This is a genomic window from Enterococcus rotai (assembly GCF_001465345.1).
Classification (GTDB): domain Bacteria; phylum Bacillota; class Bacilli; order Lactobacillales; family Enterococcaceae; genus Enterococcus_L; species Enterococcus_L rotai.
The window spans coordinates 1,068,527-1,095,231 of record NZ_CP013655.1 but is presented as its reverse complement, the minus strand read 5'-3'; the positions used below and the strand labels follow the sequence as shown (position 1 = coordinate 1,095,231).

20 protein-coding genes are annotated in these 26,705 nt (G+C 33.7%); 18 read left to right on the top strand and 2 right to left on the bottom strand.

Annotated features, from left to right (window positions below; genetic code table 11):
• Positions 1-160 precede the first annotated feature (160 nt).
• The 17 genes from ATZ35_RS05110 (at position 161) to ATZ35_RS05030 (ending at position 19,968) form a co-directional block, all read left to right on the top strand.
• A complete protein-coding gene (locus ATZ35_RS05110) occupies positions 161-1,027 on the top strand; it encodes a DegV family protein (RefSeq protein ID WP_208929794.1) in 867 nt (288 codons plus the stop codon).
• Between the two features lie 134 nt (positions 1,028-1,161).
• The gene (locus tag ATZ35_RS05105) at positions 1,162-1,605 is read left to right on the top strand and encodes a DUF3290 domain-containing protein (protein WP_208929793.1); all 444 of its coding nucleotides are present in this window, start codon (positions 1,162-1,164) and stop codon (positions 1,603-1,605) included.
• A gap of 22 nt (positions 1,606-1,627) precedes the next feature.
• Positions 1,628-2,269, top strand: coding sequence for a DUF421 domain-containing protein (locus tag ATZ35_RS05100; RefSeq protein WP_208929792.1), 642 nt, complete (start codon positions 1,628-1,630; stop codon positions 2,267-2,269).
• Positions 2,270-2,434: 165 nt separating this feature from the next.
• Entirely contained in the window at positions 2,435-3,844 is a 1,410-nt protein-coding gene (locus tag ATZ35_RS05095) for an ABC transporter permease (RefSeq protein WP_208929791.1), read from the top strand.
• An 11-nt stretch (positions 3,845-3,855) separates the two neighbouring features.
• Positions 3,856-4,497, top strand: a complete 642-nt coding sequence (locus ATZ35_RS05090) for an ABC transporter ATP-binding protein (protein ID WP_208929790.1) — start codon at positions 3,856-3,858, stop codon at positions 4,495-4,497.
• Between the two features lie 33 nt (positions 4,498-4,530).
• Positions 4,531-5,199, top strand: coding sequence for a response regulator transcription factor (locus ATZ35_RS05085; RefSeq protein WP_208929789.1), 669 nt, complete (start codon positions 4,531-4,533; stop codon positions 5,197-5,199).
• Positions 5,186-6,532, top strand: a complete 1,347-nt coding sequence (locus ATZ35_RS05080) for a sensor histidine kinase (protein ID WP_208929788.1) — start codon at positions 5,186-5,188, stop codon at positions 6,530-6,532. The genes ATZ35_RS05085 and ATZ35_RS05080 overlap by 14 nt, the downstream gene beginning before the upstream one ends.
• Positions 6,533-7,052: 520 nt before the next feature.
• On the top strand, positions 7,053-8,171 hold the full coding sequence (locus ATZ35_RS05075) for a tyrosine-type recombinase/integrase (protein ID WP_208929787.1): 1,119 nt from the start codon (positions 7,053-7,055) through the stop codon (positions 8,169-8,171).
• A 289-nt stretch (positions 8,172-8,460) separates the two neighbouring features.
• Positions 8,461-9,171: a winged helix-turn-helix domain-containing protein gene (locus ATZ35_RS05070; RefSeq protein ID WP_208929786.1), complete on the top strand. Its 711-nt coding sequence runs from the start codon at positions 8,461-8,463 to the stop codon at positions 9,169-9,171.
• Between the two features lie 327 nt (positions 9,172-9,498).
• Positions 9,499-12,669 (top strand): pectate lyase-like adhesive domain-containing protein, encoded by a 3,171-nt coding sequence (locus ATZ35_RS05065; protein ID WP_208929785.1) that lies wholly within the window; start codon positions 9,499-9,501, stop codon positions 12,667-12,669.
• A 19-nt stretch (positions 12,670-12,688) separates the two neighbouring features.
• Positions 12,689-13,042, top strand: a complete 354-nt coding sequence (locus ATZ35_RS05060; protein ID WP_208929784.1) for an EF2685/EF0750 family sortase-dependent surface protein — start codon at positions 12,689-12,691, stop codon at positions 13,040-13,042.
• Positions 13,043-13,047: 5 nt separating this feature from the next.
• Positions 13,048-13,845, top strand: coding sequence for a WxL domain-containing protein (locus ATZ35_RS05055; RefSeq protein WP_208929783.1), 798 nt, complete (start codon positions 13,048-13,050; stop codon positions 13,843-13,845).
• Between the two features lie 30 nt (positions 13,846-13,875).
• Positions 13,876-14,643 (top strand): WxL domain-containing protein, encoded by a 768-nt coding sequence (locus tag ATZ35_RS05050; RefSeq protein WP_208929782.1) that lies wholly within the window; start codon positions 13,876-13,878, stop codon positions 14,641-14,643.
• Between the two features lie 90 nt (positions 14,644-14,733).
• Complete coding sequence (locus ATZ35_RS05045; protein ID WP_208929781.1) at positions 14,734-15,816, top strand: WxLIP family cell surface protein; 1,083 nt, start codon at positions 14,734-14,736, stop codon at positions 15,814-15,816.
• A 22-nt stretch (positions 15,817-15,838) separates the two neighbouring features.
• A complete protein-coding gene (locus ATZ35_RS05040; RefSeq protein ID WP_208929780.1) occupies positions 15,839-16,504 on the top strand; it encodes a hypothetical protein in 666 nt (221 codons plus the stop codon).
• Between the two features lie 13 nt (positions 16,505-16,517).
• Complete coding sequence (gene lepB / locus ATZ35_RS05035; protein WP_208929779.1) at positions 16,518-17,204, top strand: signal peptidase I; 687 nt, start codon at positions 16,518-16,520, stop codon at positions 17,202-17,204.
• 157 nt (positions 17,205-17,361) lie between these two features.
• Entirely contained in the window at positions 17,362-19,968 is a 2,607-nt protein-coding gene (locus tag ATZ35_RS05030) for a YfhO family protein (RefSeq protein ID WP_208929778.1), read from the top strand.
• Positions 19,969-20,137: 169 nt separating this feature from the next.
• Here ATZ35_RS05030 and ATZ35_RS05025 read toward each other — a convergent pair whose 3' ends face one another.
• Positions 20,138-21,769, bottom strand: coding sequence for an ABC-F family ATP-binding cassette domain-containing protein (locus tag ATZ35_RS05025; RefSeq protein WP_207113624.1), 1,632 nt, complete (start codon positions 21,767-21,769; stop codon positions 20,138-20,140).
• Between the two features lie 114 nt (positions 21,770-21,883).
• Entirely contained in the window at positions 21,884-23,392 is a 1,509-nt protein-coding gene (locus ATZ35_RS05020) for a DUF5776 domain-containing protein (protein WP_244148217.1), read from the bottom strand.
• A gap of 250 nt (positions 23,393-23,642) precedes the next feature.
• Here ATZ35_RS05020 and ATZ35_RS05015 point away from each other — a divergent pair, with 250 nt between their 5' ends.
• Positions 23,643-26,540: a sigma-54-dependent transcriptional regulator gene (locus ATZ35_RS05015; RefSeq protein ID WP_208929776.1), complete on the top strand. Its 2,898-nt coding sequence runs from the start codon at positions 23,643-23,645 to the stop codon at positions 26,538-26,540.
• Positions 26,541-26,705 lie beyond the last annotated feature (165 nt).

Below are 26,705 nucleotides of genomic sequence, written 5' to 3'. Positions count from 1 at the left end.
ATTTAAAAAGCAAGCGAGAGACAAATTATCAAATGTCTCTCGTTTTTTTATTCATCTTTCTCCAAAATATGTCCTTTTTTAGTCTGATTCTACTCTAATAAAACATGAGTAACAATCGATTATGTGTTAAAATAGAAAAACAGTTAGGGAGGACTTAAAAATGACATTTAAATTAATGACAGACTCATGTTGTGATTTACCATATACATATTTAGAAGCAAACGATGTTGATTTTATCAGTATGACGATTCAGTTAAATGGGAAAGAATTAGTCGATGATTTGGGGAAGACATTTGATTATGATTGGTTTTTACAAGAAATCAAAACAGGCGGCATGCCGACAACTTCTCAGGTAAATGTGGGACGCTATATTGAATTTTTTAGACCCTTTGTAGAAAAGAAGACACCGATCTTGTATTTAGCTTTTTCTTCTGGATTAAGTGGCTCGTATCAAAGTGCGATGCAAGCTGTCGATATATTGAAAGAAGAGTACAATGACGCTGAAATTTACGTTATAGACACGAAAGCAGCTAGTTTAGGTGAAGGTTTGCTAGTTAGCGAAGCTATCCAATTAAAAGCAGATGGTCATTCTTTAGAGGATATCCTACTATGGTTATCGGAAAATAAAATGACCGTGCATTCGTGGGTCACAGTGGATGATTTAAAGCATCTGGAACGTGGCGGCCGAATCTCTAAAGCGGCAGCAGCAATCGGTGGGTTGATGAACGTTAAACCAATCATTGTAGTGGATGAACAGGGAAAACTACAAAATATCAGCAAAGTCCGCGGACGAGGTAAAGCGTTGAAAAAAATAGCAGATGAAACCGTTCAAGGAATGGTTGAACCATTGAAGCAAACCGTATTTATTGCCTATGCTGGCGATTTAGAAAGTGCAGAAAAAGTCAAAGCTTTGATCGAAGAAAAAGTTCAAGTCAAAGAAATTCGTTTACATCCACTTGGACCAACAATCACTAGTCATACAGGAAATGGCTGTATAGCGGTATTTTCAAGAGGAAAAAAGAGATAAAAACAAAACACCCAGTACGATCTTTGTGACGAGGTGTTTTATTTTATGAGTAAGTATGCTTTTATTTTGAGTCAATAAAGCATATTATAATACTATATATTTTAAAGATTAAATTTTTATTGGAGGGATTTTTAATGAATTTTTACGGCATAAATTACTTGGAATCACAATCCAATCTCAATGATTATATTAAGTATTTTTTTATTTTCGGTGCATTGATTGTAATGATTATTGCGTTTAGTTTGTATATGCGCCATAGGATTCAAACGAAATATCGCGATTTAAGTATAATCACTTTTTTACTACTATTATTTTTACTGGGTGTTCAGTATTCCGATTATACACAAAATCAAAGTAAAAATTCACAATCGTCTCAACTGGTCAATTTTGTGAAGCAGATATCAAAAGAAAAAGGGGTAAACAAAACAGAGATTCTCGTAAGTTCAACTCAACTAGTTGATGGAACACTTGTAAAAATTAAAGATAAATACTACAAGACGATATTAAGTATGGATCAAAATTCATATGTCTTAGAAGAAGCTCATTTAATGAATCCAAATATTACAATTACGCAATAGGTTGAATAGAAAGGAAGATATCATGCAACTATATAGTCCAATTATTATCAAACTTGGCTTAGGAATTATTTGTTTAATTATTCAGATAAATCTAATGGGGAAAGGTAACCTAGCGCCTTCCTCGGCAATGGATCAGGTTCAAAATTATGTCCTAGGTGGAATTATAGGAGGTGTAATTTATAATGAATCAATTAGTGTATTGCAGTTTGTTTTAGTATTGATTATTTGGACGTTGCTTGTATTGACAGTTAAGTTTGCTAAAGAGCATAATCGATATGTAAAGTATATTGTGGATGGTAGACCAATCACTTTAATCAAAGATGGAAAAGTTGATGTAAATGAATGTCTAAGGTGTGGCATTTCGGCGAATGAATTGATGTTTAAATTAAGAGCGAATGCTATTTATGAAGTTGAAAATGTAAAAAGAGCTGTTTTAGAACAAAATGGACAATTAACTATGATAGAATTCGGAGATGAAAGTATTCGGTATCCAATCATTGTAGATGGTCAAGCAAACTATGATGTGCTGGAATTAATTAATAAAGATATTGAATGGTTAAATGAGCAGGTTCAAAATGAAAAATATAAAGGAATCAATGAAATATATTTAGGTGAGTATCTCTCAGGTAAATTGAAATTATATGGATACGAACAAGATATATAATAGTTAAATAAAATGATAAGAAAAATCGATAATCGACTTTTCTTATCATTTTATTTTTTTATAAAAAATACAAAAACGGGAATTTACATTAACTTTACATACAAAACATATACACTTCACTTCGATAAAGTAAACTAAAAATCAATTCAGCAAGGAGGTAATCTTTTGAGTATTTTTCAAAGAATTTTTCAAAGTATTATCAATTTAAAAAAAAGAACCATAATTCTAGGTGTCTTATTTATTGTTGTTTCAGTCTTTTTAGTTTCAGGATCATCTATTCAACATTCATTAAAAAAAGTACTAAATGAAACAAAAGATCAAGTGAATCCTGTTATTTCAGTTGAGCTTGATCTGGATGCTTTGATGAAAGAAATGTATGGAGGAGGATCAAGTAGCGGTAAACAAAATATTGATGAGCAATTAGTAAAAAAAATTAGCGAGTCCTCATACGTGAAAGACTTTTCCGTCTATAGTAATGCTGCAGTCAGTACACAATTTTCAAATAATGAATCAACTAACGTATCAGATCAAGTACCAGAAGGTTACGTAACACCAACAAATGAACTATCAATTTTCGATAGCACTAACCCAGATTTAGCTAAGACTAAGATAAAAGTGGTCGAGGGGAAATTACCTGACAATTCTGATTTAGAAAATCCAATAATGGTATCAGAAAAGTATGCGAAAGAATATAATCTTAAAGTTGGTGATTCGTTAAATTTAGATCTAAGTTCAGGCTTCCAAGAAAACAAAACGAAAAAAGAAATGGATGCAAAAATTTCAGGAGTTTATACATTAACAGAAGATAATGAATCGGTCTATCTAAGTAAAGAAAAAGAAACATTTTATTCTACAAGAAAAGTATTGGATGATGCTAAAAAGGTTCAATTTCAAGATGAGGGTATCAACTCACCGATTATGAATTACGAAAAAGTAAAAGTCGAACTAAAAAATCCAATGAATACGGATAAATTTATTTCAGAAATCAAATCAGGTGGGGGTGATTTTTCAGCTATTAAATTCAATAGTACTTATGAGCAATATAAAACAATAAGTAACATGATAGATAAAATTATGAATATCTTCTCTGTTTTACAACTGGTGATCTTTGTAGTTGCTGCGGTAATCGTTTCATTGATCATGTTACTGTCATTACGTGAAAGAAAGTATGAAATAGGACTACTTTTAGCTTTAGGTGAAACAAAGTTTAAAATATTGCTACAAATGTTTTTAGAAGTTACAACAGTATTAGTTATTAGTTTTATGATTGGATCTGGTATTTCGAATTTCATCGTCAATCCAATTGCAGCTGAAACGATCAATCAAGAAATGCAACAAACAATTTCAGATAGTAAACAAGAGCCAATGGTTCAGCGGGGACCAAATTATGTTGAAGATACAAGTGTAAAATTAGATACAGAAATTCAAATCCAAGAGCAAGATAAAGCGCAAAATATCAAGATAGCAGGCTTTATTTTCATGATACTACTAGGAATTGTTCTGTTTTCAACAACAATTCCAACAATGAGGATTCTTAAGAAGAGTCCAAAATCAATTTTATCTAGTACAGAATAGGGAGGAACAATATGCTTGAAGTCAAAAATTTATCTTATTGTTATAATGATCAAACAATATTGAAAAATATTAACTATTCATTTGAAAAAGGAAAAATATATTCAATTGTCGGAGTATCTGGTGTTGGAAAATCAACGTTTCTTTCCGTAATATCAGGATTAGAGTTTCTCCAAGAAGGACAGGTTTTTTACAATCAAAAAGAAGTAAGTAATTACGTCAAATATAGAAAGTCAATCAGTTATATTTTTCAATCTTTTAACTTAGTCTCATATTTATCAGCAATTGATAACATCAAGTTAGGCTTAGCAATCCATCAGAAAAAAGATAGAAGTGTTCTTCCTTTTGTTCAAACAATTCTTAATCAGTTAGATATTAAAGGAGAGAATCAAACCAAGAAAAGTGCTCAATTATCGGGTGGCCAACAGCAAAGAGTATCGATTGCAAGAGCAGTTGCTTTAGATACGGACTTGATTATTGCTGATGAACCAACAGGAAATTTAGATAGAGGTAATGCTAAAGAAGTGATGAATCTATTTAAACAATTAAAAGAAAAGGGAAAATGTATCATCGTTGTGACACATGATCCCATAATAGAACAACAATCTGATGTAGTACTGACTATTAAAGAAGGCCAATTATTTAAATTAAATTAAATAATTTGCTATCCTTTAATAGAGGTGAGAATTATGAAAAAATCAATTCTTCTAATAGAGGATACAGATGAAATTAGAAAAGGTTTATGCTTGAGTTTAAAAAAAGAAAACTATGATGTGTCCGCTTTTCCAGATGCAGAATCTGCCTTAGTTTCTTTTGAATCAAAAAATTATGATTTAATTTTACTCGATTTGATGTTGCCTAAAATGAGCGGAGAAGAATTTTTGGACAGGTTAGAGATTCATCAAATCCCTATAATTGTTATCAGTGCGTTGAATGATGAATTTACGCAAATCAATCTTTATAATCGAAAAATCTATGATTATGTTGTGAAGCCATTTTCTGTAAATATATTACTCTTAAAAATTGATGCTATATTGAGACGTATCGAGTCAAATGCTCAAAAATCGGTTAAAAAACTACGCTATAAAAATATTATGATTGAAATTGGTAACTATATTGTAGAGAAAAATGGAGAAAGAATCACATTGACTGCAAAAGAATTTGACATTCTGCAAGCTATGTTATTAAACCAAGGAAAAGTATTTTCTAGAGATGAATTTTTAACGGCACTTTGGGGATACGACTACTACGTTGATTCCAGAACGATTGATGTCCATATTAAAAATCTACGCAATAAATTGGGAAAAGATCTGATAGATACGCTCAAAGGAGTTGGCTACCGAATTGAAAAAGAATAAGCCAATCCAGTGGCCAACTAAAGTAGTTATCGTTTTGCTTTCAATAATCATGTCTTTTATCGTATTTTTTATAGTGATTGGTGTCATCACATTGAATCTAGGGAAAGAAATAGAAAAAGAGCAACAAGATATATTCGATGGAACAACTGTAAAAATACGTGAAATTATTGAAACTAATAAGGATTATAGCTATCTAAGGCCTTTTGTTGTTAATGGCTATCGAGTAATCATTACAAACTCAAATGGGAAAATTATTTATCCTCAAAATGATTCAGAACCATTTAACTACGATTTCAATATGCTGTTAGTGCCTATGAGAGGAATTGTTACGCAATTTAAGGTGAATGATCTAAACGTTTATATAAGTTATCCAATTCAATTAACGCCTCCAGATATCAGCAATATAATATTGGAGTCTGTTCCATATGTCTTATTTTTAGCTGCCTTTAGTATAGCTGTAATTATTACTATCTATGTTTCTTTATTTAAACGTGAAAGAAAAAAATTGGATATTTTATTTGATCTAACCAAAATGAATGTATCAAATGATGAAATAGTTGACCTCAATTTAAATTTGAGATTAGAAGAATATGCAGAAATCGAATCACAAGTAAAAGAACTTTATTCAGAATTAAAGTATGCACAAAATAAGCTAGAAAAAGAAGTTCAACTTGTAAAAAAACTGGAATCAAACAACTCTGCTCTTTTAAAAGGGATGACACATGAAATGAAAACACCCCTGATGTCTACTAAATTATTGGTTAATCAATTAGAAAATCTAAATCAAGCACAAAATACTCGAGATATTTTGATAGAAATCAATAATCAAACCAATAATTTAGACCAATTAATTAGAGAAATATTATTTATCAGTCAAAAAAATAACCTTAGTCAACAGTCAGAACAGTCTTCAATAGAAATCATCAATGAGGTTATTCATCACTATGATGTACTATTAGAGGACAAAAAACTGACGGTCTGCCGTGAGTTTATAAATGATTTTTTTATGGAACTAGACAGAAAAATTATTGAAAAAGTTTTTTCTAATTTAATCAGTAATGCAATTAATTATACATTAGAAGATAGTATTATATTCATAAAAGTCACCGAAAATAGCCTAGCGATTAAAAATAAAATATCCGGACATAATAACATTGACTTGCAATTAATTGGAGAACCCTTTGCAACGTTTAGTTCGATAAGTGGTACTGGATTAGGCATTTATCTGGTTGAAACAATGCTGGCTAATTCTCCGTATACTTTGACAATTGAAATTCAAGAAGAAGGATTGTTTGTTACCAAAATAAGTATAGCAGAACCACCTCTCAATTAAAAAAACGAAGGGAACTATTCTAGAGTAAAAAGTAGCTATAGATAATGAGTTCAGACGTTACTTTTTACTCAATATCATGGATTTTAAAAAAGTAAAAATATAGTGAATATTTGTATCGGGTGAAACAAAAAATTCTTGAATAGTCAATTTTTAAATAGATGGAATATTCAATCTATTTAGGGTGCAAAAAAATAAGTATACAATATACATATGTAATTAACGAAATATAGTTAAAAAATTAGAGAAAATAGACCCCGTATTTATTTCTTATTTCTACGACAAATAAGAAATAAGAAATAATGATTAATTTGTGAAAAATAACTTAAATTTATCTATTAAATTAAATTTGTATTTATATTAACTGAGAAATCTCTTAAAGTCAATAATCGTTTTTATCTAATATTTTAAAAAAGATTAAAAAAAATGAGAAAAAAACATTTTTTTAGAAATTTTTTTGAAAGGAATCGAATTATCTTTTGATAAGCCGTCAAAAAAATCGTCAAGAAAGGATCAATTTACTATGGTAAGAAAAGGTGAAAATATTTATAAAAGAAAAGATGGTCGTTGGGAGGGGAGGTATATTAAACAACGAACACCAGAAAAAAAAATAATTTATGGTTCCATCTATGGCAAACAGTATTCAGAAGTAAAAGAAAAGCTAACATTTGTCAAAGCTAGATACCTTACCTCCAATTGTTCTGTTGCTAGTTATAATGAGACATTTGAGGAATTCATTGGAAATTGGATGATGACAACGATGAGATATACTGTGAAACCTACGACATACTCAAATTATACTAGGCTGATCAAACGTCATATTTTACCGAAATTAGGTGATATAAAAGTTCAAAAACTCACACAGGATACGATTCAAGAGTTTGTCTATCACCTTGCTGAGCAGAATTTTGCTTCTGGTACGATCAAAAATATATTCAATATTTTAAAGAAAACCTTAAACTCAGCTGTAAAACAAAGATATTTACTTCAAAACCCATGTGACAATATCGTTCTTCCCAAAACTACAACAAAAAAAATAAATGCACTTACATTAGAAGAGCAGAGAAAAATTGAAATGTTGGCTTTAACAGAAAAGAAATGCTCCCCTGTTTTTTTAGCATTATATTCAGGTATGAGAATTGGAGAAATTAGTGGTCTAAAATGGGAAGATATTGACTTTGATAAGAATTTGATTCAAGTAAGAAGAACAATCACCCGAATAACCAATGAAAGTACAACACTAACAAAAACCATAGTAATAGCAGGTTCTCCAAAATCGGATCATTCAGCCCGAATAATTCCTATGGCGGAAAACCTTAGAAACTATTTACTGGAAAAACAAAAATATTCTTCAGGGCCGTATGTGATTTGTTGTAATGGTGGATTAACGGAGCCACGAACGATAAATTATCGATTTAAAAAAGTTGTTAATAAACTAGAACTTCCAGACATTCGTTTCCATTCTTTAAGACATACCTTTGCCACACGTTGTTTGGAACAAGGAGTAGACATAGCGAGCTTGAGCCAAATATTAGGACATCATTCAATTAAATTGACTCTGGATACATATGCTGATTCATTGTTAGAAAACAGGATAAACGCTATCACAGCAATAGATCATTTATTTCTGAAAGCTCAATAGCATGTATTACCTAAATAACTCCGTCAAAGAAATGGTCAAAAAAAGAGATAAGTGTCGTGTAGAACAATAATCCCACTTTATTTCTTATTTGTCGTAGAAATAAGAAATAAAAAGACGGAAAAGCTGTGAACAAAAAGAGAGAATCAGATAGTTCAAATATCGTCTATAATTTTCATTATAGAGGGTTCGAACCATTAATAACAGTATTTTAACTGTTTATTTATGTGCAAACTAGAAATGTGTTGTAGAAGAGAATTTGTTGATTGATATCAGAAAGGAAGAATTAAAAATGTACAAAATCGGCTATGTATCTTTGCCCAAAGATGAGGAAGGTAAACTAATAAAGAGTTTTAACAATCATGAACTTTCATTAACATGTTTTGAAAAAGAAGATATTGTGAGTCACTTAAATGAATTGGATGCTATTTTAATAAAAAAAAATGATATTTTGAGCAGTACAACGATATTTAGATTGTTGATAGAAATACGCAAGAAGACGACTAAGTTTTTATGGATTCTTTCTGAAGTAAAAGAAAATAGTGAACGTACACTATTTCTTGAATTGGGAGCTAATATGGTATTTGATAGCTCTAATAATTTGGATGAAGTTGCATTAATTATTTCAAACAACTTATGTACTGTGAAGGGTGAAATGAAAGAACAAATTTTTTTCAGCAAAAGTTTCTCAAAAAAGAAAAAGAATGGGGCATCGTTTAAATTAATTCCCCAGAACCTTAGTGTGCTTTTGGGCGATGAAGAAGAGATTTATTTGACGAAACAAGAGTTTAAAATACTAGAAATACTTTACAAACATAGTAAGACGACGGTTACATATGAAGAAATTCTAAACGAAGTATGGAAAAAGACAAATAATGAAAATTACAAAAAATATCGTATAAGTAACTTGATATTCCATTTGCGCCAAAAGTTAGATGAACATAACGAGTCACATACCTATATTAAAACAGTTCGTTCAAAAGGCTACATGCTGGATATTTGATAATGCAAACACTGTCTGTCATGGCGGTTGAAATTGTTGAGTGAATACTTATCTCTACAAGGGAAATGACGGTGACGGAGAATTGACCATAATAGTTTTCATTTTTTTGAGCTAAGAATAACATTTTGCAAATAAGAGAAAATCAGCATTATCAATCATACGATTTGCTGTTGGAAACGTCGAAGCGATGATTAAACGGACATAGCTAATTTTCTCATAATTTAAGGTATCAAAAAATAATATTCTTAGCAAGGAAAATGGAAATACATTGTACGTTCTAAAGACAAACGTACAAATAAATTTGAAAGGAGAGGAGTTGAAGAAAAAATGAAAATCGGAAAAAAGTCTTTTTTCTTAGGAATTATCTTCTTGGGAATGATTGTTCTATTGGGATTTTTAGGTAAACAGTCATTAATCAAAGCAGAAGATATACAAACTACTGAAGGAAACGTAGCAACTGGAGAAGTTGACTTAACACAATTTACTGGTAATGAAATAAGAGAAGTACAAAGCTGGGAGCAACTGATTCGTGCTATAGATGATACTAGTGTCAAAGCGATAAGTATTACTAAGTCGTTTGAAACGCCTGACGATCCTAGTATCAGCGGTACATTAAATTCTATAAGCGCTGGTGCAACATCGAATGCCAATGCTACTGCTAACTTTAGGTACATGACTAGAACTGGGATTGCTAGAAAATTAGTTATAGAGGGCAATAATAATACAATCGATTTCAGATCATTAATGATTGGTTTTTATAACAACACAGTGACTGGAACAAATGGTTGGGATATTACTTGGCAAAACTTAACTGCTTACCATGGAAACTATTATGGATTTACTAGCTATGTAGATTTAAGTGCCGACAATCAGAGACTGTCTAAACTAACATTCCATAACCTCAAGGATACAGGTTCAGAATTACTCCATTCCCCATACGCACAAGTATATATGTCAGGTACTGTTGAGAATAATATGACACAATACTACACGTCTCCATTTCGGACAAATTGGCAAATCAATGCATTGGGTCAAGCAAATTTAGAGATATCCAATTTGACTTTAATGGAAAATGCCACTTTTAAAAGTAACACAATCAATTCTGGAAATATATGGTTGATGAATGGTGGATCATTGGTTTTAGATAAGAACTCAACGATGACCGTCACAACGGGACCATCAAATGATTGGGGAGAAGCGTACGGACAAAATTTATATGTAGCGAATGGTAATGTTACGCTGAATGAAGGAGCGACCTTAAATCTAAATTCTCCAAAAGGAAAAACAGATTGGGGTTCATTGGATCTTTATTCAGCAAATTCCAAATTAACAATCGGCAAAAAAGCGGCCCTAAATATTAAATCAGATGGACGTACTTCTGGAGGATCTGGTGATACTAGAAGTATTATTTCTATGGGTGGCGGATCGTCATTGATTGTTGATGAAGAAGGAGCCTTAAATATAGAGGCAACAAGCATGGGCAACTCTGAAACGGATATTATTTATGCTAGCGGTGATGCAACGTTTAAAGTAAATAAAAAAGGGACTTTCAATATTTCAAGCGACAGTACCAATCCAGCTCAAAGTCTAATTCGCTTTGCGACGCAAGGATCAACTTTCCAATTTGCGGATGCTTTACGAGTTAACTTACAACGAACAGCTGTAATGAACGCAGGTGATTCAGGCTTGATTCGTATTGGAGGAACCCTTGGAAAGCTAGATGTTGATATCCAAAAAGTTAACATCTGGAATAGAGGAGTTTTGGACGGTTCGCCTAATAGAAGTTGGACACCAATGTATGGCATGCTGATCAACTATAGCGAAATTAATCCCACTATCACAAAAGCCTCTTCTCTAACGACGGCAAATGAAGCGAGCTTTAAAAATTCAACGACTGGATTTACAACTAAAAATGTTCAACGTGTTTTGTATGAGTATATTCCTGATGTTAGTGTCAGTATTTTGAGCAAAGCAACAGATGATATCTCTTCAACAGATTCAACAACAATCAGTGGAACAACCAATCCAGGTGCATATGTCAGGTTATCAGATAAACCAATTGTCGATAGTGTCGGAGTATTGATTGATCCAGCTAAAAATAGTGTGAAAAGCCCAGTAACAAGTTCAGGACAAGATCCCTTATATTCAGACAATTTTACTGTTCAGGCAGATGCTTCTGGTAATTATTCCTATACATTGCCGGAAGGAAAACATTTTTCAGCAGGAACAACCATTACAGCTTACTCCTTTTTAGATGGTAAAACAGATACTGCAACCCAAGTTGTTTTAGACGTCACACCACCAAAGGGAGAGCCTAAAGAGTATCATCTTGGAAAAGGAGATACCACACCGAATCCAAGTGTATTCGTTCAAAATCCCACAGATACTAATCCAGTGATACAAAATTTTACCTATAAATATACTGCAGAAACACTGGGTGAAATTGATACGCTTGTTAATACTGTTGGCGAACATGAGGTTAAAGTCATTGTAATGGATGATGCGAAAAACGAAACAGTTGTTACGTCTAAGCTAATCGTACATGAAACAACAAATGGTATTGATGCACAAGATATCACTTTAGAGACGAAAACGATTAAGGATATGACAGAGGCACAGCTAAAAGCACAAATTTTATCACAGAGTAACGTTTCTTCCCATAAAATAGTAGATGGCGTATATACAGATTTAACAGATAAGGTTCAAGTTACTGACTTAGCTGGTTTGTCTCCAAGCAAGACGAGTGGGACGTATCCAGTCGTTCTTACTGTCAAAGCCGCAGACTCTGGTTTGGCAACAGATATCACAAAAGTGATTCAGGTTACGGTCAAACTCTCAGAACAAACGGTCAAAGTTCAATTTGTTGATGAATCAGGTGGAAGCTTGCATGACAATGTTACCTTAAAAGGAAATGTAGGTTCTACGATAGACTTAACAAAAGAAAAATTGGTGACAGACGCAATTAACTCTGTTCTTGCAGACCGCTATCTGCTAGAAAATTCTGGACGTCCAACGAATGAAACTGCCGTGCCTATTGGAACAGAAGAATCTACAATCACTTATACGTTCCAAGGTACGTTGTCAATTTATTCTGGTCCAACAGAAATTAATTTTGGCAGTCACGAGGTCAGCTGGAAAGGAACAAAAGATAATAATCCATCTTACGATCAACCTTTAGTGATTTGGGATAATAGAAAGAATCTAGATAACTGGAAGTTATCTGTAAAACTTGAAGATGAACTAAGTATGCCAGATAGTCCGGCGCATGTACTAAGTGGTGTTTTAAGCTATCAAACAGCTTCAGATAAGAAAGTACTATCGACTGATGCACAAGATGTGCTTCAGACAAAACACGATGCTTCAGGACAATACGATATCTCCACAAGAACTTGGGGACCAGATAAACAAGGCCTTCGACTAGATGTCCCTTCTGGTGCAGTGAAGTTGACTGGAGAATACGAAACCACATTGATTTGGCGAGTAGAAGAAGCATATTAAGCGATGGAGGAAGAAATAAATGAAGAAAATCGTAAAAAATCGTTTCTTATTTGTCTCTATTTTATGCTTAAGTTTCTGCTTAACTACTTTTTCAACTGTTTATGCTGAAGAAATAGGACAAATACAAACAAAAGCTGGCGTGGGATTTTATGAAGCTAGTACCTCAGAAAGCGAAAGTAATACAACGAATACAACTGCAACGACGGTCACGAGTAAGTCAGAAGTTGTCACGAAACCAAAAGGCAGATATCCCTCAACGGGTGAACTTGTCAAAACTAGTTTAAGTATTAGTGGTTTGATCTTGGTTATTTTAGTCTTAATTCTTTTTTTACGAAAGAAAAAGGAAAAAAAATCAGCAAGAAGGGAGCGTTAAAATCAATGAAAAAACAACGCATTTTTATCCTTATTGTTGTAGCGATGGTAGTAACAAGTATTAAATCATTAAGTGTATCTGCTGAAACAACTAGTTACTCTGGCAGCGGTACAGTGAAGTTTACAGGTGAGTATCCTAAAGAAATTGTTGACCCAGAACATCCTGATAAGGCTGCTGATCCAGGTGCAACGCCAACAACCGAGGGGCCACTGAGGTTTGATTTTGTTCCTAAGTTAAACTTTTGGAGCAATGAAGTTTCAGACAAAGATCAAACGTATTTTGCAAATGCACAACTATTTCTTGACGGAACAGGTGCAAGAGGGAATTTTGTTCAAATATCCGATTACCGTGAAAATAAAAGCGGATGGACCTTACAAGTCCGACAAGAAACACAGTTGAAAAATGAGACAACCAAAAATAAAGAATTAAAAGGTGCCGTTATTTCATTGGATCAATCGTGGACAAATTCGATTAATGACAGCAGCTTTGCGCCGACTGTGTCAAAAGAGGTTATTCACATTAATAATATTGGCGAAACTTACGACTTGGCACAAGCAAAAGCTGGGGCAGGTGAAGGAACGTGGTCAATTATTTTTGGGGCAACCATTGATAACCAACAAGGACGCAAAGACACACTCAGTCCGAGAATTGATCAAAATGGACAGCCTATCCTTGATCCTGATTTTAATAATCAGCCAATCTATCAAAATAATGCAGTCTCTTTAACCGTACCAGGGAAAACAAAAAAAGACCCAGTACAATATGAAACGGTGTTAACTTGGGTATTATCCGAGTTGCCATAAATTTAAAACAAATCCTAGGAGGAAACAAGAATGAAATTGACACACAAATTATGCGGAGCAGCATTATTAACAGTAATCGGAGTAGGACTAGCGTTACCATCAGTAGCAAAAGCCGACGGAGGAGATGCAAAAGTAAGTTCTTCAACGGGTAAAATTAAATTCAAACAAGATGGTACTGGAACAGATACTGTTACACCGCCTGAAACAGATGGACCTGAAATTACAGAACCACCAGTAAACCCAGATAATGGCCCATTGAAAGTTGTATCAATTGCACCACTTGATTTTGGTACAAACGAAGTAACAACGCCAACGGCTAACGGTTGGGAATACTATGCGAGCACATTTAAAACAACTGAGAAAGATAATGCAGATAATACTGTAGAAATGCCTAACTTTGTGACGTTTAAAGATGAACGTGCAGATGATCTTCCCAATAAATATAAATTAACTGCAAAAGCAACAACATTCAAAAATACAGCTGGAAAAGAATTAAAAGCCGCAACACTTACCTACGATAACATTCGCTTAACAACAACAGGTGATGCAGGCCAAATTAATCCAACAGCTGCAGCAAAAACGCAAGTATTAGCAACAGATGGAACGACTCCTACTGAATTTGTAAATCAAGATGCAGATGATAAAGGATTTGGTCGTTTTGATTTAGTCTTTGGTAAAATGGCAGACGGAAATGCAGATAAATCTGTAAAACTTTCTATTCCAGCTGCAAATAACAAATTATCAACAGCTAGTGAATATACATCAACAATTACTTGGACAATCGCTGACGCACGCTAATATAAATTAGCATAAAAGTAAGTTTGAGCAGGATCATCAAAAAGTAATAATGGTGATCCTGTTCACTTTGAAAGAAGGAACGTGAAAAGAATGAATAAAAAATTTTTAGCCTATATTACTATTATTTTTTACATAGCGATTACTCTGATCAGTAGGCCGAATGCTGCTTCAGCAAATGAAAGTAGTGAAGAAGCTGCCAGCAGTGGTTTCAGCTACAAAGTAATCTACCCAGAAAATCAACATAAAGAAGCAAGTTACTTCGACTTAAGAATGACACCAGGTCAAAAACAAACGGTTGTAATCCAATTAAGCAATAGCTCTGATAAAGAGGTTACCGTAGATGTAGGGTTAAACAGCACAAAAACAAACAGCAATGGTGTATTAGAAAATGGACCATCAAGCTTAGAAAAAGATTCCTCTCTAAAATATGATTTTGCAGATATTGTGAAAGGAAAAGAATCTGTCGTGATTCCACCAAAGCAAACAGTTGATTATCCTATTGATATTACGATGCCAGAAGCTACATATGATGGTGTTATTTCTGGTGGTATTTACATGATTGAACGAGATCAGGAATCTGAAAAGCAAGAAGGCATGATTAAAAATAAATATGCTTATTTAGTTGGAATGTTGCTGACTGAAACGGATAGAGAAGTTAAACCAGACTTGAAATTAAATAAGGTGTATGCAGATTTAAAAAATTATCGTAACGCGATCATGATTGATTTTTCTAATACACAATCTGCTTATTTAGATGATATGACGGTGGATGTTCAAGTAATGGGCGCAAAATCAGATGAAGTTTTGTATGATACAAAGCAAACAAAAATGCGTATGGCACCCAATTCTAAAATAAAGTTTCCTGTATCAATGAACGGTGAGAAAATGGTGCCAGGCGATTATCGAGCACATGTATTGGTTACAGCAAAAACAGGTGAAAAGTGGGAATGGGAGCAGAAGTTTACAATCAGTAACGAAGAAGCAGATAAGTTTAATCAGGAAGATGTCAGCTTATTACAAGAAAACCGAATTAATTGGCAACTGATTCTACTGATTATCTTTGGAGTATTGATTGTAATTTTGATTATCTATTTCATTGTTCGAACAATGAATAAAAATAAAAAAAAGAATACTAAAAATAAAAAAAGAGTCTCTAAAGGCAAGAAACGTTAAGCGTTTATAGGAGGATAGAAAAATGCTATTACTAGACTGGGTATTTATTGCTACATTATCAGGAGCTATCCTCTTTGCATTGTTTTCTTTATTTTGTTTCTTTAGCCTACTTAAAACAGGAAAACTATTGGGACAGTTGTCACGTATAAAAACAAAAAATACACGCAAACGAAAAAAAATTAGACGAAAAATAAAAAAAGCAACTGTAAAGCGAAAAAAACAACGACGTAACGTTATTGTTTGTTTTGTCCTGGCTCTTTGCTTATGTTCAACAGCCTTTTATTCTCGCTATTATCAAGCAACTAATTTAGGCGAACGAGATTCAGAAGGCATTGTTCAGGGATATTACTTACTCAATGAGACGATTAATCAAATTAATTCGCTGAGTGAAAATAATAATTCTGAGAAAGCTGAAAATAATTTACGTGAATTAGCAGCAAAACTATCTAGTTTTGGAATGCGAGGGGCAGATGGCAGGTTAACAACAGAAGGACAGCGGTTATTGACACGTTATTACAATCAAGTGAAAGAACTTGGTTTAAATTTGAACAATCAAAGTAGTGAAATGATCGAAAACCCACAAACGCGTGAAGAATATATTAGTGTAATCCAAAAGACTCAAGTGACGCAAACGAAAATTATCGACTACTTCAAAGTCAACGAGCAGGCATTACAGCAAAAAAAGTAAGTGGATGATAAAGATGTCAAACAAAAAAACATTGAAAAAAAAGCCACAAAAAAAGGATAGCACCCAATCAAAGGTTACTCGGAGAAAGTCAACTAAAGAAAAAATAGTAAAAACAAAAAAGAAGCGTGTTTCTATAAAAAAAAATACATCAAAATCAATGAAAGAATTTTGGAAAGAAATACTTTTAACAACGGTTATCGTATCGTTTCTTTTCATGATCCTCTCATTAACCATTTTTACCTTACCGAAAGTAGAAGGGTATGGGATGACGCCTGTCTTGAATAACGGCGATCGTGTTTTTGTGAATCGTTTAGGCACGATCAGGCGATTCAAACTTATCTATTTTAAGTTACCAAATAGTCAAGAAACATCCATTCGACGAGTGATAGGTCTTCCCAATGAACATATTCAATATAAAAATGATCAATTGTATATCAATCACCAAGAAACTGTTGAACGTTTTTTACAGAATCAGTTGAATCACGCCAAACAAAATGAAGAATTAGTAACGGATGATTTTCAGTTACAACAATTGCCAAATGTAAAATATGCTACTATTCCAAGAGGTAAATATTTAGTTTTAGGAGATAATCGACCGTATTCCACAGATTCCCGTTACTATGGTTTAGTGGATGAAAAAGACATTATTGGGACGGTTGAGATGAGAATTTTACCGCTGCACAAACTAGCCAGTTTCTAATCAAGTGTGTATAAAAGTAAAAAAGGATTGTTCTAAAAATCTTTCATTTCTTTCAATGTAATCAGATTAAATGGGCAGAATTTGACTGTGATTAGCCTCTGATTCACATAGGAAAGTTGAATGGAAATCTACTAGTTAAAGGGGTAGGAAAAGTATAATGAGACAGTTAAAAACTAAATATTCACTTGGCATAAGTTTTAATAAATATGCACTTGCAAGTTTTATTATGCCTGTTCTAATTTTAGGCTGCATCTATTTTTCAATTGGGATTTATCCAGGAAGTAAATTGAGTATCTTAGCAAGCGATGCTTTTGGCCAATATTCTAATTTTTTTGCAAGTTTTAATACAATGATGAAGAGTGATAAAAGTATTTTATATTCGTGGTCGGGTTCTCTGGGGTTAAATTACTTCTCTTTTATCAGTTACTATTTGGGTGGAATTTTTACACCGCTTGTTTATTTTTTTGATAATCAAAATATGCCGGATTTTATTTATTTTTTAACTTTATTGAAAATTGGGTGTATCGGCTTATCTTTTTGGTTTTTTTCTTCTCGAACTTTTTATATTCCTAAATGGGGAGATGTGATGCTTAGTATAAGCTATGCATTAATGGGCTTTACTATTGCTAATTCAGAAGTCATTATGTGGCTAGATGGCATTCTTTATTTACCACTGATTGTCTTAGGGATTAATCGATTAATGGATTACCATCGTCCAGCACTATTATTTGTCGGTTACTTTTTCTTATTCATTTCCAATTATTATATTGGTTTCATGGTAGGGATCTATTCATTTATGTACTTTATAGTACGGTTGTTGACAGATAAGAAACGGTATGCAAAGAAAAGTTTCAGTTATTTGCTTACAGCCATACTTGCTGGTGGAGCATCGATGGTATTACTTTTACCGGCAATAATTGATTTGAAAACGAATGGAGAGGCATTAACGGATATCAACAAGCTAAAAACTGCTGCAACGGGACCGTGGGATATAGTGATAAAAAATATGATTGGTGTTTATGACTCCACTCGTTATGGCTCAATTCCGTTCATTTATGTAGGACTTGTGCCAATTATATTTTGTTTATTCTTTTTCTCAACCAAAAAAATACCACGTTTAAATAAAATTTGTTATGGGAGTCTTTTACTAGTATTAGTTCTTAGCTTTTATATAGAAGGCTTAAACTTGTTTTGGCATGGCTTTCATGCACCTAATATGTTTTTATTTCGTTTTAGCTTTTTATTTTCGTTTACAATTTTATTGTTGGCAGGATTTGGTTGGTCTAACTATAAAAAAGAAGATTTTGAGCGGATTGTTAATATTATTTTAGGATTACTTATCCTTTTTTTGATTGTCCGTGTTGTGACGGCCAAAAGTGACGGATATGACTACTTAAGCTATACTTCTTTTATCTTGACGGTGTTATTTTTAGCAGCTTATTTATCATTGTTCTTTTGGCATCATAAAATGAAAAGTAAAAGGATCGTTTTAATTAGTGTATTCATAAGTATATTTCTCATGGAACTGAGTATCAATACGGCTTATTTAGTTAAGGGAATTGATGATGATTGGGGATATACAAACCGTTCTTTATATAACGAAGATTATTCAACTGTTCAAAGTTTAGTCAGACAGACGGAAAAAGAAAGTAATAATTTCTACCGATTAGAAAACGTGACAGCAATTTCTAATAATGAAAGTTTTCGCTATGGATATAGCGGTATTGGGATGTTTTCGTCAATTAGAAATCGCCACTCATCTTATTACATGAATACACTAGGATTTCGCTCAGCGGGTACGAACTTGCAAATTTATTATCAAAATAATACGTTAATTACAGATGCGTTGATGGGGATAAAATACAATATTGCAAACAAGCCATTATCAAAGGCAGGTTTTGAAAAAATTGGAGCAGAAGGTCAAAATTATTTGTATGAGAACCAATATGCTTTACCAATGGGCGTATTAACCGATGAAAGAGTCTATGAAAAAGATGTTTCTTCAGATCCAGAACAACTTTTATCAGCACTTTCAGATTTGGACGAAAAATTCTATAAGACGAGTTCTCCCAAAATCATTGATATAGAGAATGCAGAGTTAACGACAGAAACAAAATATGGAAAAGAGCTACTTGTTTTAAACGCAAAAGAAAAAGAGAAACCCATCAAAATTGAATGGAAAATTAAAACAGATGAGGCATCACAAGTCTATTTAGATTTATTACCTGCAAGCTATGAGAATTTGAGCCAAACAAGAGTAAAAATAGATACAGATAAACAACAATCAAACACACCAATGGCTAAAACAGGGCAGTATTATTCTTTAGGGAACTATCAAAATGCACAAGAAATCACTGCAAAAGTGGTCTTTGAGTATGCGGATCATTTAGAATTGTTTGAACCGAAAGTGTTAACCTTAAACACAGAAAAATTTGCTGAAGCTACTAAAAAAGCACAGCAAAAAGGTGTAGAATTTAAGGTATCTGGACGAAATGCTACTGCTGAAGTGGTTATTGAAAATGAACAAGTGCTTTTTACAACAATTGCGGCTGATAAAGGCTGGAAAGCTAAAATTGACGGAAAAGAAGTGGATATCCGTACAATCAATGATGGTGTATTGAGTATCACAGTTCCATCAGGGAAACATCAAATAGACTTTGTGTATTTACCACAGGGATTTAAGTTGGGCATGATACTTTCAATTTGTTGTATAATAATTTTTGCTGGATATTTATATCTGTTGTTTAGGAATAGCCGAAAGTGATAGTCTATTTAGATAGTTAAGAAACTTGCAACCATAATTATCTGGAATATAGATTAAAAGAAAAGGCATGAACTATTGAACCGACTCCCAAAAGTCAAACTTTTGGAATCATTTCAATAATTCATGCCTTTTTTTATTAAAAATAATTTATTATACTAGTTATATAATCTTAATACTCACCAGAAAATAGCTCATCCAATTGTTTTTGAACGTCTTTATTTTCTAAGAATTCATCATAAGTTGTATCCGCACGATCGACAACACCTTTGTCAGAAACAGCGATGATGCGATTTGCTAATGTTTGAATAAATTGGTGGTCATGTGATGCGAATAAAATTGCACCAGTAAATGCCATTAGTCCATCATTCAAAGCAGTGATTGATTCTAAATCCAAGTGATTCGTTGGATCATCTAGAACAAGCACGTTTGATTTAGACAACATCAATTTAGATAACATCACACGAACTTTTTCGCCCCCTGAAAGCACGTTAACTGATTTCAGTACGTCTTCCCCAGAGAATAACATTCTTCCTAAGAATCCACGTAAGAACGTATTATCATCTTCTTCTTTACTTGCAAATTGGCGTAACCAATCTAAAATCGTCAAATCAGTGTCGAAGTCTTTGCTATTGTCTTTCGGTAAGTAAGCTTGAGTTGTTGTAACACCCCAGCGGACACTACCTGTATCAGGTGTAATTTCACCCATGATCACTTTGAATAATGTTGTTGTAACGATATCATTATCAGCAATGAACGCTACTTTATCAACGTTATTTAAAGAGAAAGAAATATTGTCTAAAATTTTCTTGCCATCGATCGTTACAGAGACATTTTCCACGTGGAGTAAATCATTTCCGATTTCTCTATCTGGTGTAAAGCCAACGAATGGGTAACGGCGTGATGATGGTTGAATATCATCTAAGGTAATTTTATCTAACATTTTTTTACGAGAAGTTGCTTGTTTTGATTTCGATGCATTCGCACTGAACCGAGCGATAAAGTCTTGTAGTTCTTTGATTTGTTCTTCTTTTTTAGCGTTAGCATTTGATTGTAATTTTGCCGCTAATTGGCTCGATTCTAACCAGAAATCATAGTTCCCAACATATAATTTGATTTTACCGAAATCAAGATCGGCCATGTGCGTACATACTTTATTTAAAAAGTGACGGTCATGGGAAACGACGATAACGGTATTTTCAAAGTTGATCAAAAATTCTTCTAACCAATTGATTGAACGAGTGTCTAAACCATTGGTCGGCTCATCTAGTAGTAAAACATCAGGTTTACCAAATAGAGATTGAGCAAGCAATACTTTGACTTTTTGACCCGCTGTTAATTCACTCATTTTTTGGTCATGCAAACTTTCAGGAATGTTCAAGCCTTGTAGTAAAACGGCTGCTTCAGGTTCAGCTTCCCAACCGTTTAACTCTGCAAATTCCCCTTCAAGTTCAGCCGCTTTGATTCCATCTTCATCAGTGAAATCTTCTTTCATGTAAACAGCATCTTTTTCTTTCATTACTTCGTACAACCGTTTGTGACCCATAATAACTGTTTCTAGGACAGTATTGTCTTCAAAATCAAAATGATTTTGTTTCAAGATAGCTAAACGCTCATCAGGACCTAAAGCAACATTCCCAGTCGTTGGTTGGATATCGCCAGATAAAATCTTTAAGAATGTTGATTTACCGGCGCCATTCGCACCAATTAAACCATAACAGTTACCAGGTGTGAATTTAATATTTACATCATCAAAAAGTTTGCGGTCAGAAAATAGCAAACTTACATCATTTACAGTAATCAATTGTTTTCCTCACTTCATATAGAATAATAGTTAAACCTCTCTGCATTATAGCGAGGAAACCCACATTTTTCAAGGAAATCTATTGATATTTATAAATAGAAGAAGGAAAACAAACTATTTTTCTGTTGTGTTCTCAAATTTTTCTACATAAATTTTATTAGCAGATAAAAATCCCTTTTCACATTTCAAGCGAGGATAGCCCCAATCAGAAAATTCAATATCTAGAACTTCAACTACAGTGCCTTTAGTGATTGGCTCTAATCGAGTAGAAAAATCAGTTGAAGTATAGTAAAAATCATCAGTGATTATTTTGACAAAACCTGGATTAGAAGTGAAATAGTTACTCATATCTTGTTGTTGCACATAAATTTTGTTGGCAGACAGGTAACCTTTTTCACATTTTAGACGAGGATAACCCCAATCAGAAAATTCAATACCTAAAACTTTGACCATCATACCTTTTGCGATTGGTTCTTTTTGAACAGAAAAGTCAGTTGAAGTGTAGTAAAAATCACTGGTAATCATCTTGATAAAACCTGGATTAGAGGTGAAATAGTTACTCATATCTTGTTGTTGCACATAAATTTTGTTGGCAGACAGGTAACCTTTTTCACATTTTAGACGAGGGTAGCCCCAATCAGAAAACTCGATACCTAAAACTTTGACCATCACACCTTTTGCGATTGGTTCTTTTTGAACAGAAAAGTCAGTTGAAGTGTAGTAAAAATCACTGGTAATCATCTTGATAAAACCTGGATTAGAAGTGAAATAGTTACTCATATCTTGTTGCTGCGCATAAATTTTGTTGGCAGACAAATAGCCTTTCTCACATTTCAATCGGGGATAGCCGAATTTTGAAAATTCAATACCTAAAACTTTGACGATTACGCCTTTTTTTATAGGTGCTCTTTTTGTGGTGAATTCGGCAGAAGTATAGTAGAAATCATCAGTAATTATTTTTACAAAATTGGGGTTTGACAGGAAATAATTATTCATGTTTTGTTGTTGTACATAAGATTTGTTTGCTGTCAGGTATCCTTGGTCTGTTTTCAAACGAGGATAACCAGCTTTTGAATATTGAACATCATTCACTTTGACAATTGTTCCTTTTGGAACATCTGCTTTTTTTGTTGTAAAATCCGCGTTTGTATAATAAGAACAATCTGTAATCGTCTTGACAAAACCTGGATTATTTGTGAAATATTTGGATAAATCGATCTGTGGACCTAAGTCTTTAAAATGAATATATCCATCTACGGCATTCTTATCGATCCATCTAGTTGCATAGTTTCCAGAACCAGCTGGATTATTGTACTCCTCAATTAGAACATTGCTTCCACTAATTTCTGCTACCCAAGCTACGTGAAATTTAGCATTCCACCAAGCTACAGATCCTATAGTTGGGTTCTTGTCTACTTTATACCCCATACTTTGAGCATTGTTTCCCCAGACATTTGCATTCCAATTGCTAGGTGGTCGCGTGATATTAAATTTATTCACAATACTTAACCGATTTGCTACAAAAGAGGTACATTCCCGAGTATACATACCCCAGGAATCAATTGCACCGTCCAGTGGTAAGTTTTTCCATTTGGCTGGATAGTCATCGCCAATTTTTGCCATAATAATTTCCTTCTTTCTTTTTTCTTTTTCGCAGCTGCTATACATAGTTTAATAAAAATATGAAATCTCAACCTATCAATATCCACTCACATCTCTGTCTAAGTTTGTTTCATGTGAAACATTCTAATAAAAGGTTATTAGTATACTTTTAAAACGATACACTGTATGATACACATAAAAATAGTGTATCGTTTATTATGATCTAGCCTTATAAGCTAATGTCGTTTTCAAGTGGGAAGGAGACGTAAAAATGAAGCGTATTGAACGTATCTACCTTTATGTAAAAGAACAGACGGAAGATTTAACGCCTAGCGATGTTTCATTGGGTGGTGGAGTGACAACTGGCGATGTTTCAGAAGCATTAGATATCCAAAGAACGAATGCTAGTAAAGACTTGAATCAGCTCGTTCGAGAAGGATTACTAGAAAAAACAGATGGTCGCCCAGTTAAATATGTCGATAAAGCGATTTTTAAGTATCAACCACTATCTAAACCTGTTATGAGTTACCGTGAAAATAGTTTAGTAAATGGTCAGGGATCTACTTCGGAAGAGATACATAAGCCAGTGAAAAAATTTGCTGGGGATGATATTTTTAAAGGTATGATCGGGTCTACTGGGAGTATGAGAACACCCGTTGAACAAGCTAAAGCGGCTATTCTCTATCCACCAAAAGGGTTGAATTGCTTAATTACAGGACCAACTGGATCAGGGAAAACATACTTTGCTCATGCAATGTTTCAATTTGCCTTATTAAATCATGTGATAGATTCAGATAAAAAATTAGTTGTTTTTAACTGTGCTGATTATGCTCATAATCCTGAATTATTGATGTCTCATCTTTTTGGCTATGCTGAAGGCGCATTTACAGGTGCGACGAAGGCCAAAGAAGGGATCATTCATGAAGCAGATGGGAGTATTTTGTTTCTTGATGAAGTTCACCGTTTACCGCCAGAGGGGCAAGAGATGGTCTTTTATTTTATGGATCATGGCACCTATTCAAGACTTGGTGAAACGGTCAAAAATCGTCATGCAGATGTACGGATCGTTTGTGCTACGACCGAAAATCCAACCTCATCTTTACTAAACACTTTTGTCCGAAGAATTCCGATTATTATTCAGTTACCGAATTTTATTGATCGTCCGGCTAAAGAGAAAATCGATTTGTTAAGAGTCATGATTTCAATGGAAGCATCACGAATCCAGCGTAAAATTTCTTTATCTGAGGATGTGGTCAAGGCGTTGATCGGCAGTGTGTCTTACGGAAATGTCGGTCAGTTAAAATCAAATGTTCAGTTAGTGACTGCTAGAGGATTTTTAAATCATATTGACCAAGATGAACTAGCAATCACGATCGATGAGCTGACAGACAGTATTAAAGACGGTATGATGCAGCTGGCAAGTAATCGTGAAACTTTAGCTGAGCTCTCTAAGTATTTAGAACCGCAAATGATTGTAGCCCCAAATGAACCGTTAGTTACGATTCAGTCAGATTCCTATGAATTGCCGTATAATTTATACGAAATCATTGGAGATAAAGCAGCCTTATTAAAAGCAGATGGTTTAGAACAAGAAGTGATCAATAACTTTATTACGACGGATATCAATGTCCATTTAAAATCCTTCTATAAAGATCATGGTTTTACTTTTGATACGGAGAACAAACTAGCAGAAATCGTAGATCAACGGATTATTGACGTTACCAAAGAAATTTATAATTTCGCTAAACAAAAACTAAATTATAATTTTCAGTCAAATTTTATTTATGCGATGAGCTTACACATTAGTTCGTTTTTGAAACGAATCCAAAATGGCGAAGAGCGTCAGCATCAATTAAATGAAAATATCAGAAATATGGTGTTGGATTATCCAGTAGAATTTGAAACAGCTCAAGAAATCAAACGAATCATCGAAATCAATTACCAAATGAAGATCCCAGAATTTGAAACCTATTATTTAGCAGTTCTCTTGATTTCACTGAGGGAAAACAAAGATGCAGGACGAATTGGGATCGTGGTTGCGGCACATGGGAAAAGTACTGCGACAAGTATGGTGCAAGTTGTATCACAATTGTTGAATGTTGATAACTTAAGGGCAGTTGACATGCCTTTAGAAATGCAGCCCAAAGAAGCGCTGCGTCAAATTGTCAATGTAGTGAAAGAAGTCAATGAAGACAGTGGTGTGATTCTTCTAGTCGATATGGGCTCACTCGCTACTTTTTCAGATGAAATCACACGGCAAACGGGTATCGACGTTCGTACGGTGGATATGGTCACGACCCCCATCGTTTTAGAAACTGCCAGAAAAACAACATTGATCGATACACAGTTAGATACACTATATGATTCATTGAAAAACTTCCAAGGTTATGCGGAGATCCATCAAGAAAGAGAGCTAGATCCGTTAGCGCCTTGGAAAAAACGTGTGATCATTGCGATCTGTGCTTCTGGTGAAGGAACAGCCAAACGGATGAAAGAAATGATCGAAGCCTCTGTGCCACCACAGTTAGGCCTGGAATTAGAAGTATTGCCGTTGTCTATTATAGATATGCAAGAGCAACTTGTGACGATCCAAGAAGAATATCGCGTCATTGCAGCAACAGGAATCACTGATCCTAAAATCGCTGCACCGTTTATCCCGATGGAAACATTTTTCTCAGGTGAAGCTGAATCTGTGATCAATCAGTTATTGATGGATAGTGAGATTTATGTGGAAGCTCAGAAAATGGACGAATCAGTTGCCCGAAAAATCTGTATGGATTACATGGAAGAAAGTTTTACCTTCATCAATCCTAAAAAAATTATCGATCCATTATGGGAGTTTGCAGATATCATCCGAACAAAATTAGATTTACAGTTGGATTATTCTTTTTATGTGAATTTAGTCATGCATTTAGCTGGAATGCTGGAAAGAGTGCTACAGCATGATACATTGACACTTACGCAAGAAGAATTAGAACAAATTACATCTGAGCCTAGCTATGACGTGGTGGTGCAAGCGGCACTATATCTTAAACAATTATTCAAATTAGAATTACCAATGGAAGAAATTTATTATATTATTCAACTGATTAAAAATACACAGTTGAATCAAATACAAAATACAGAAGATACACTAGAGTCGATACACAAAGAAGATACACTATTTTAGTGTATCTTCTTTGTGTATTTTCTTAAATAATCCCTTAGTTTTTCCTTTTGATGTACAATACACTATTTTTGGCACGAAACTTGCTTTAAATAAGTCAGCGGATGAAATCTGTTCGTCACGTAAGCATTTTTAAATACTTTAGCTAATTTTGCTAGTCGTTATTTT

Bases quoted from the DNA above. Each gene is read 5' to 3' on its own strand.
- ATZ35_RS05110 (WP_208929794.1), top strand. From the start codon at position 161: ATGACATTTAAATTAATGACAGACTCATGTTGTGATTTACCATATACA.
- ATZ35_RS05105 (WP_208929793.1), top strand. From the start codon at position 1,162: ATGAATTTTTACGGCATAAATTACTTGGAATCACAATCCAATCTCAAT.
- ATZ35_RS05100 (WP_208929792.1), top strand. From the start codon at position 1,628: ATGCAACTATATAGTCCAATTATTATCAAACTTGGCTTAGGAATTATT.
- ATZ35_RS05090 (WP_208929790.1), top strand. From the start codon at position 3,856: ATGCTTGAAGTCAAAAATTTATCTTATTGTTATAATGATCAAACAATA.
- ATZ35_RS05085 (WP_208929789.1), top strand. From the start codon at position 4,531: ATGAAAAAATCAATTCTTCTAATAGAGGATACAGATGAAATTAGAAAA.
- ATZ35_RS05075 (WP_208929787.1), top strand. From the start codon at position 7,053: ATGGTAAGAAAAGGTGAAAATATTTATAAAAGAAAAGATGGTCGTTGG.
- ATZ35_RS05070 (WP_208929786.1), top strand. From the start codon at position 8,461: ATGTACAAAATCGGCTATGTATCTTTGCCCAAAGATGAGGAAGGTAAA.
- ATZ35_RS05065 (WP_208929785.1), top strand. From the start codon at position 9,499: ATGAAAATCGGAAAAAAGTCTTTTTTCTTAGGAATTATCTTCTTGGGA.
- ATZ35_RS05060 (WP_208929784.1), top strand. From the start codon at position 12,689: ATGAAGAAAATCGTAAAAAATCGTTTCTTATTTGTCTCTATTTTATGC.
- ATZ35_RS05055 (WP_208929783.1), top strand. From the start codon at position 13,048: ATGAAAAAACAACGCATTTTTATCCTTATTGTTGTAGCGATGGTAGTA.
- ATZ35_RS05050 (WP_208929782.1), top strand. From the start codon at position 13,876: ATGAAATTGACACACAAATTATGCGGAGCAGCATTATTAACAGTAATC.
- ATZ35_RS05045 (WP_208929781.1), top strand. From the start codon at position 14,734: ATGAATAAAAAATTTTTAGCCTATATTACTATTATTTTTTACATAGCG.
- ATZ35_RS05040 (WP_208929780.1), top strand. From the start codon at position 15,839: ATGCTATTACTAGACTGGGTATTTATTGCTACATTATCAGGAGCTATC.
- lepB (WP_208929779.1), top strand. From the start codon at position 16,518: ATGTCAAACAAAAAAACATTGAAAAAAAAGCCACAAAAAAAGGATAGC.
- ATZ35_RS05030 (WP_208929778.1), top strand. From the start codon at position 17,362: ATGAGACAGTTAAAAACTAAATATTCACTTGGCATAAGTTTTAATAAA.
- ATZ35_RS05020 (WP_244148217.1), bottom strand. From the start codon at position 23,392: ATGGCAAAAATTGGCGATGACTATCCAGCCAAATGGAAAAACTTACCA.
- ATZ35_RS05015 (WP_208929776.1), top strand. From the start codon at position 23,643: ATGAAGCGTATTGAACGTATCTACCTTTATGTAAAAGAACAGACGGAA.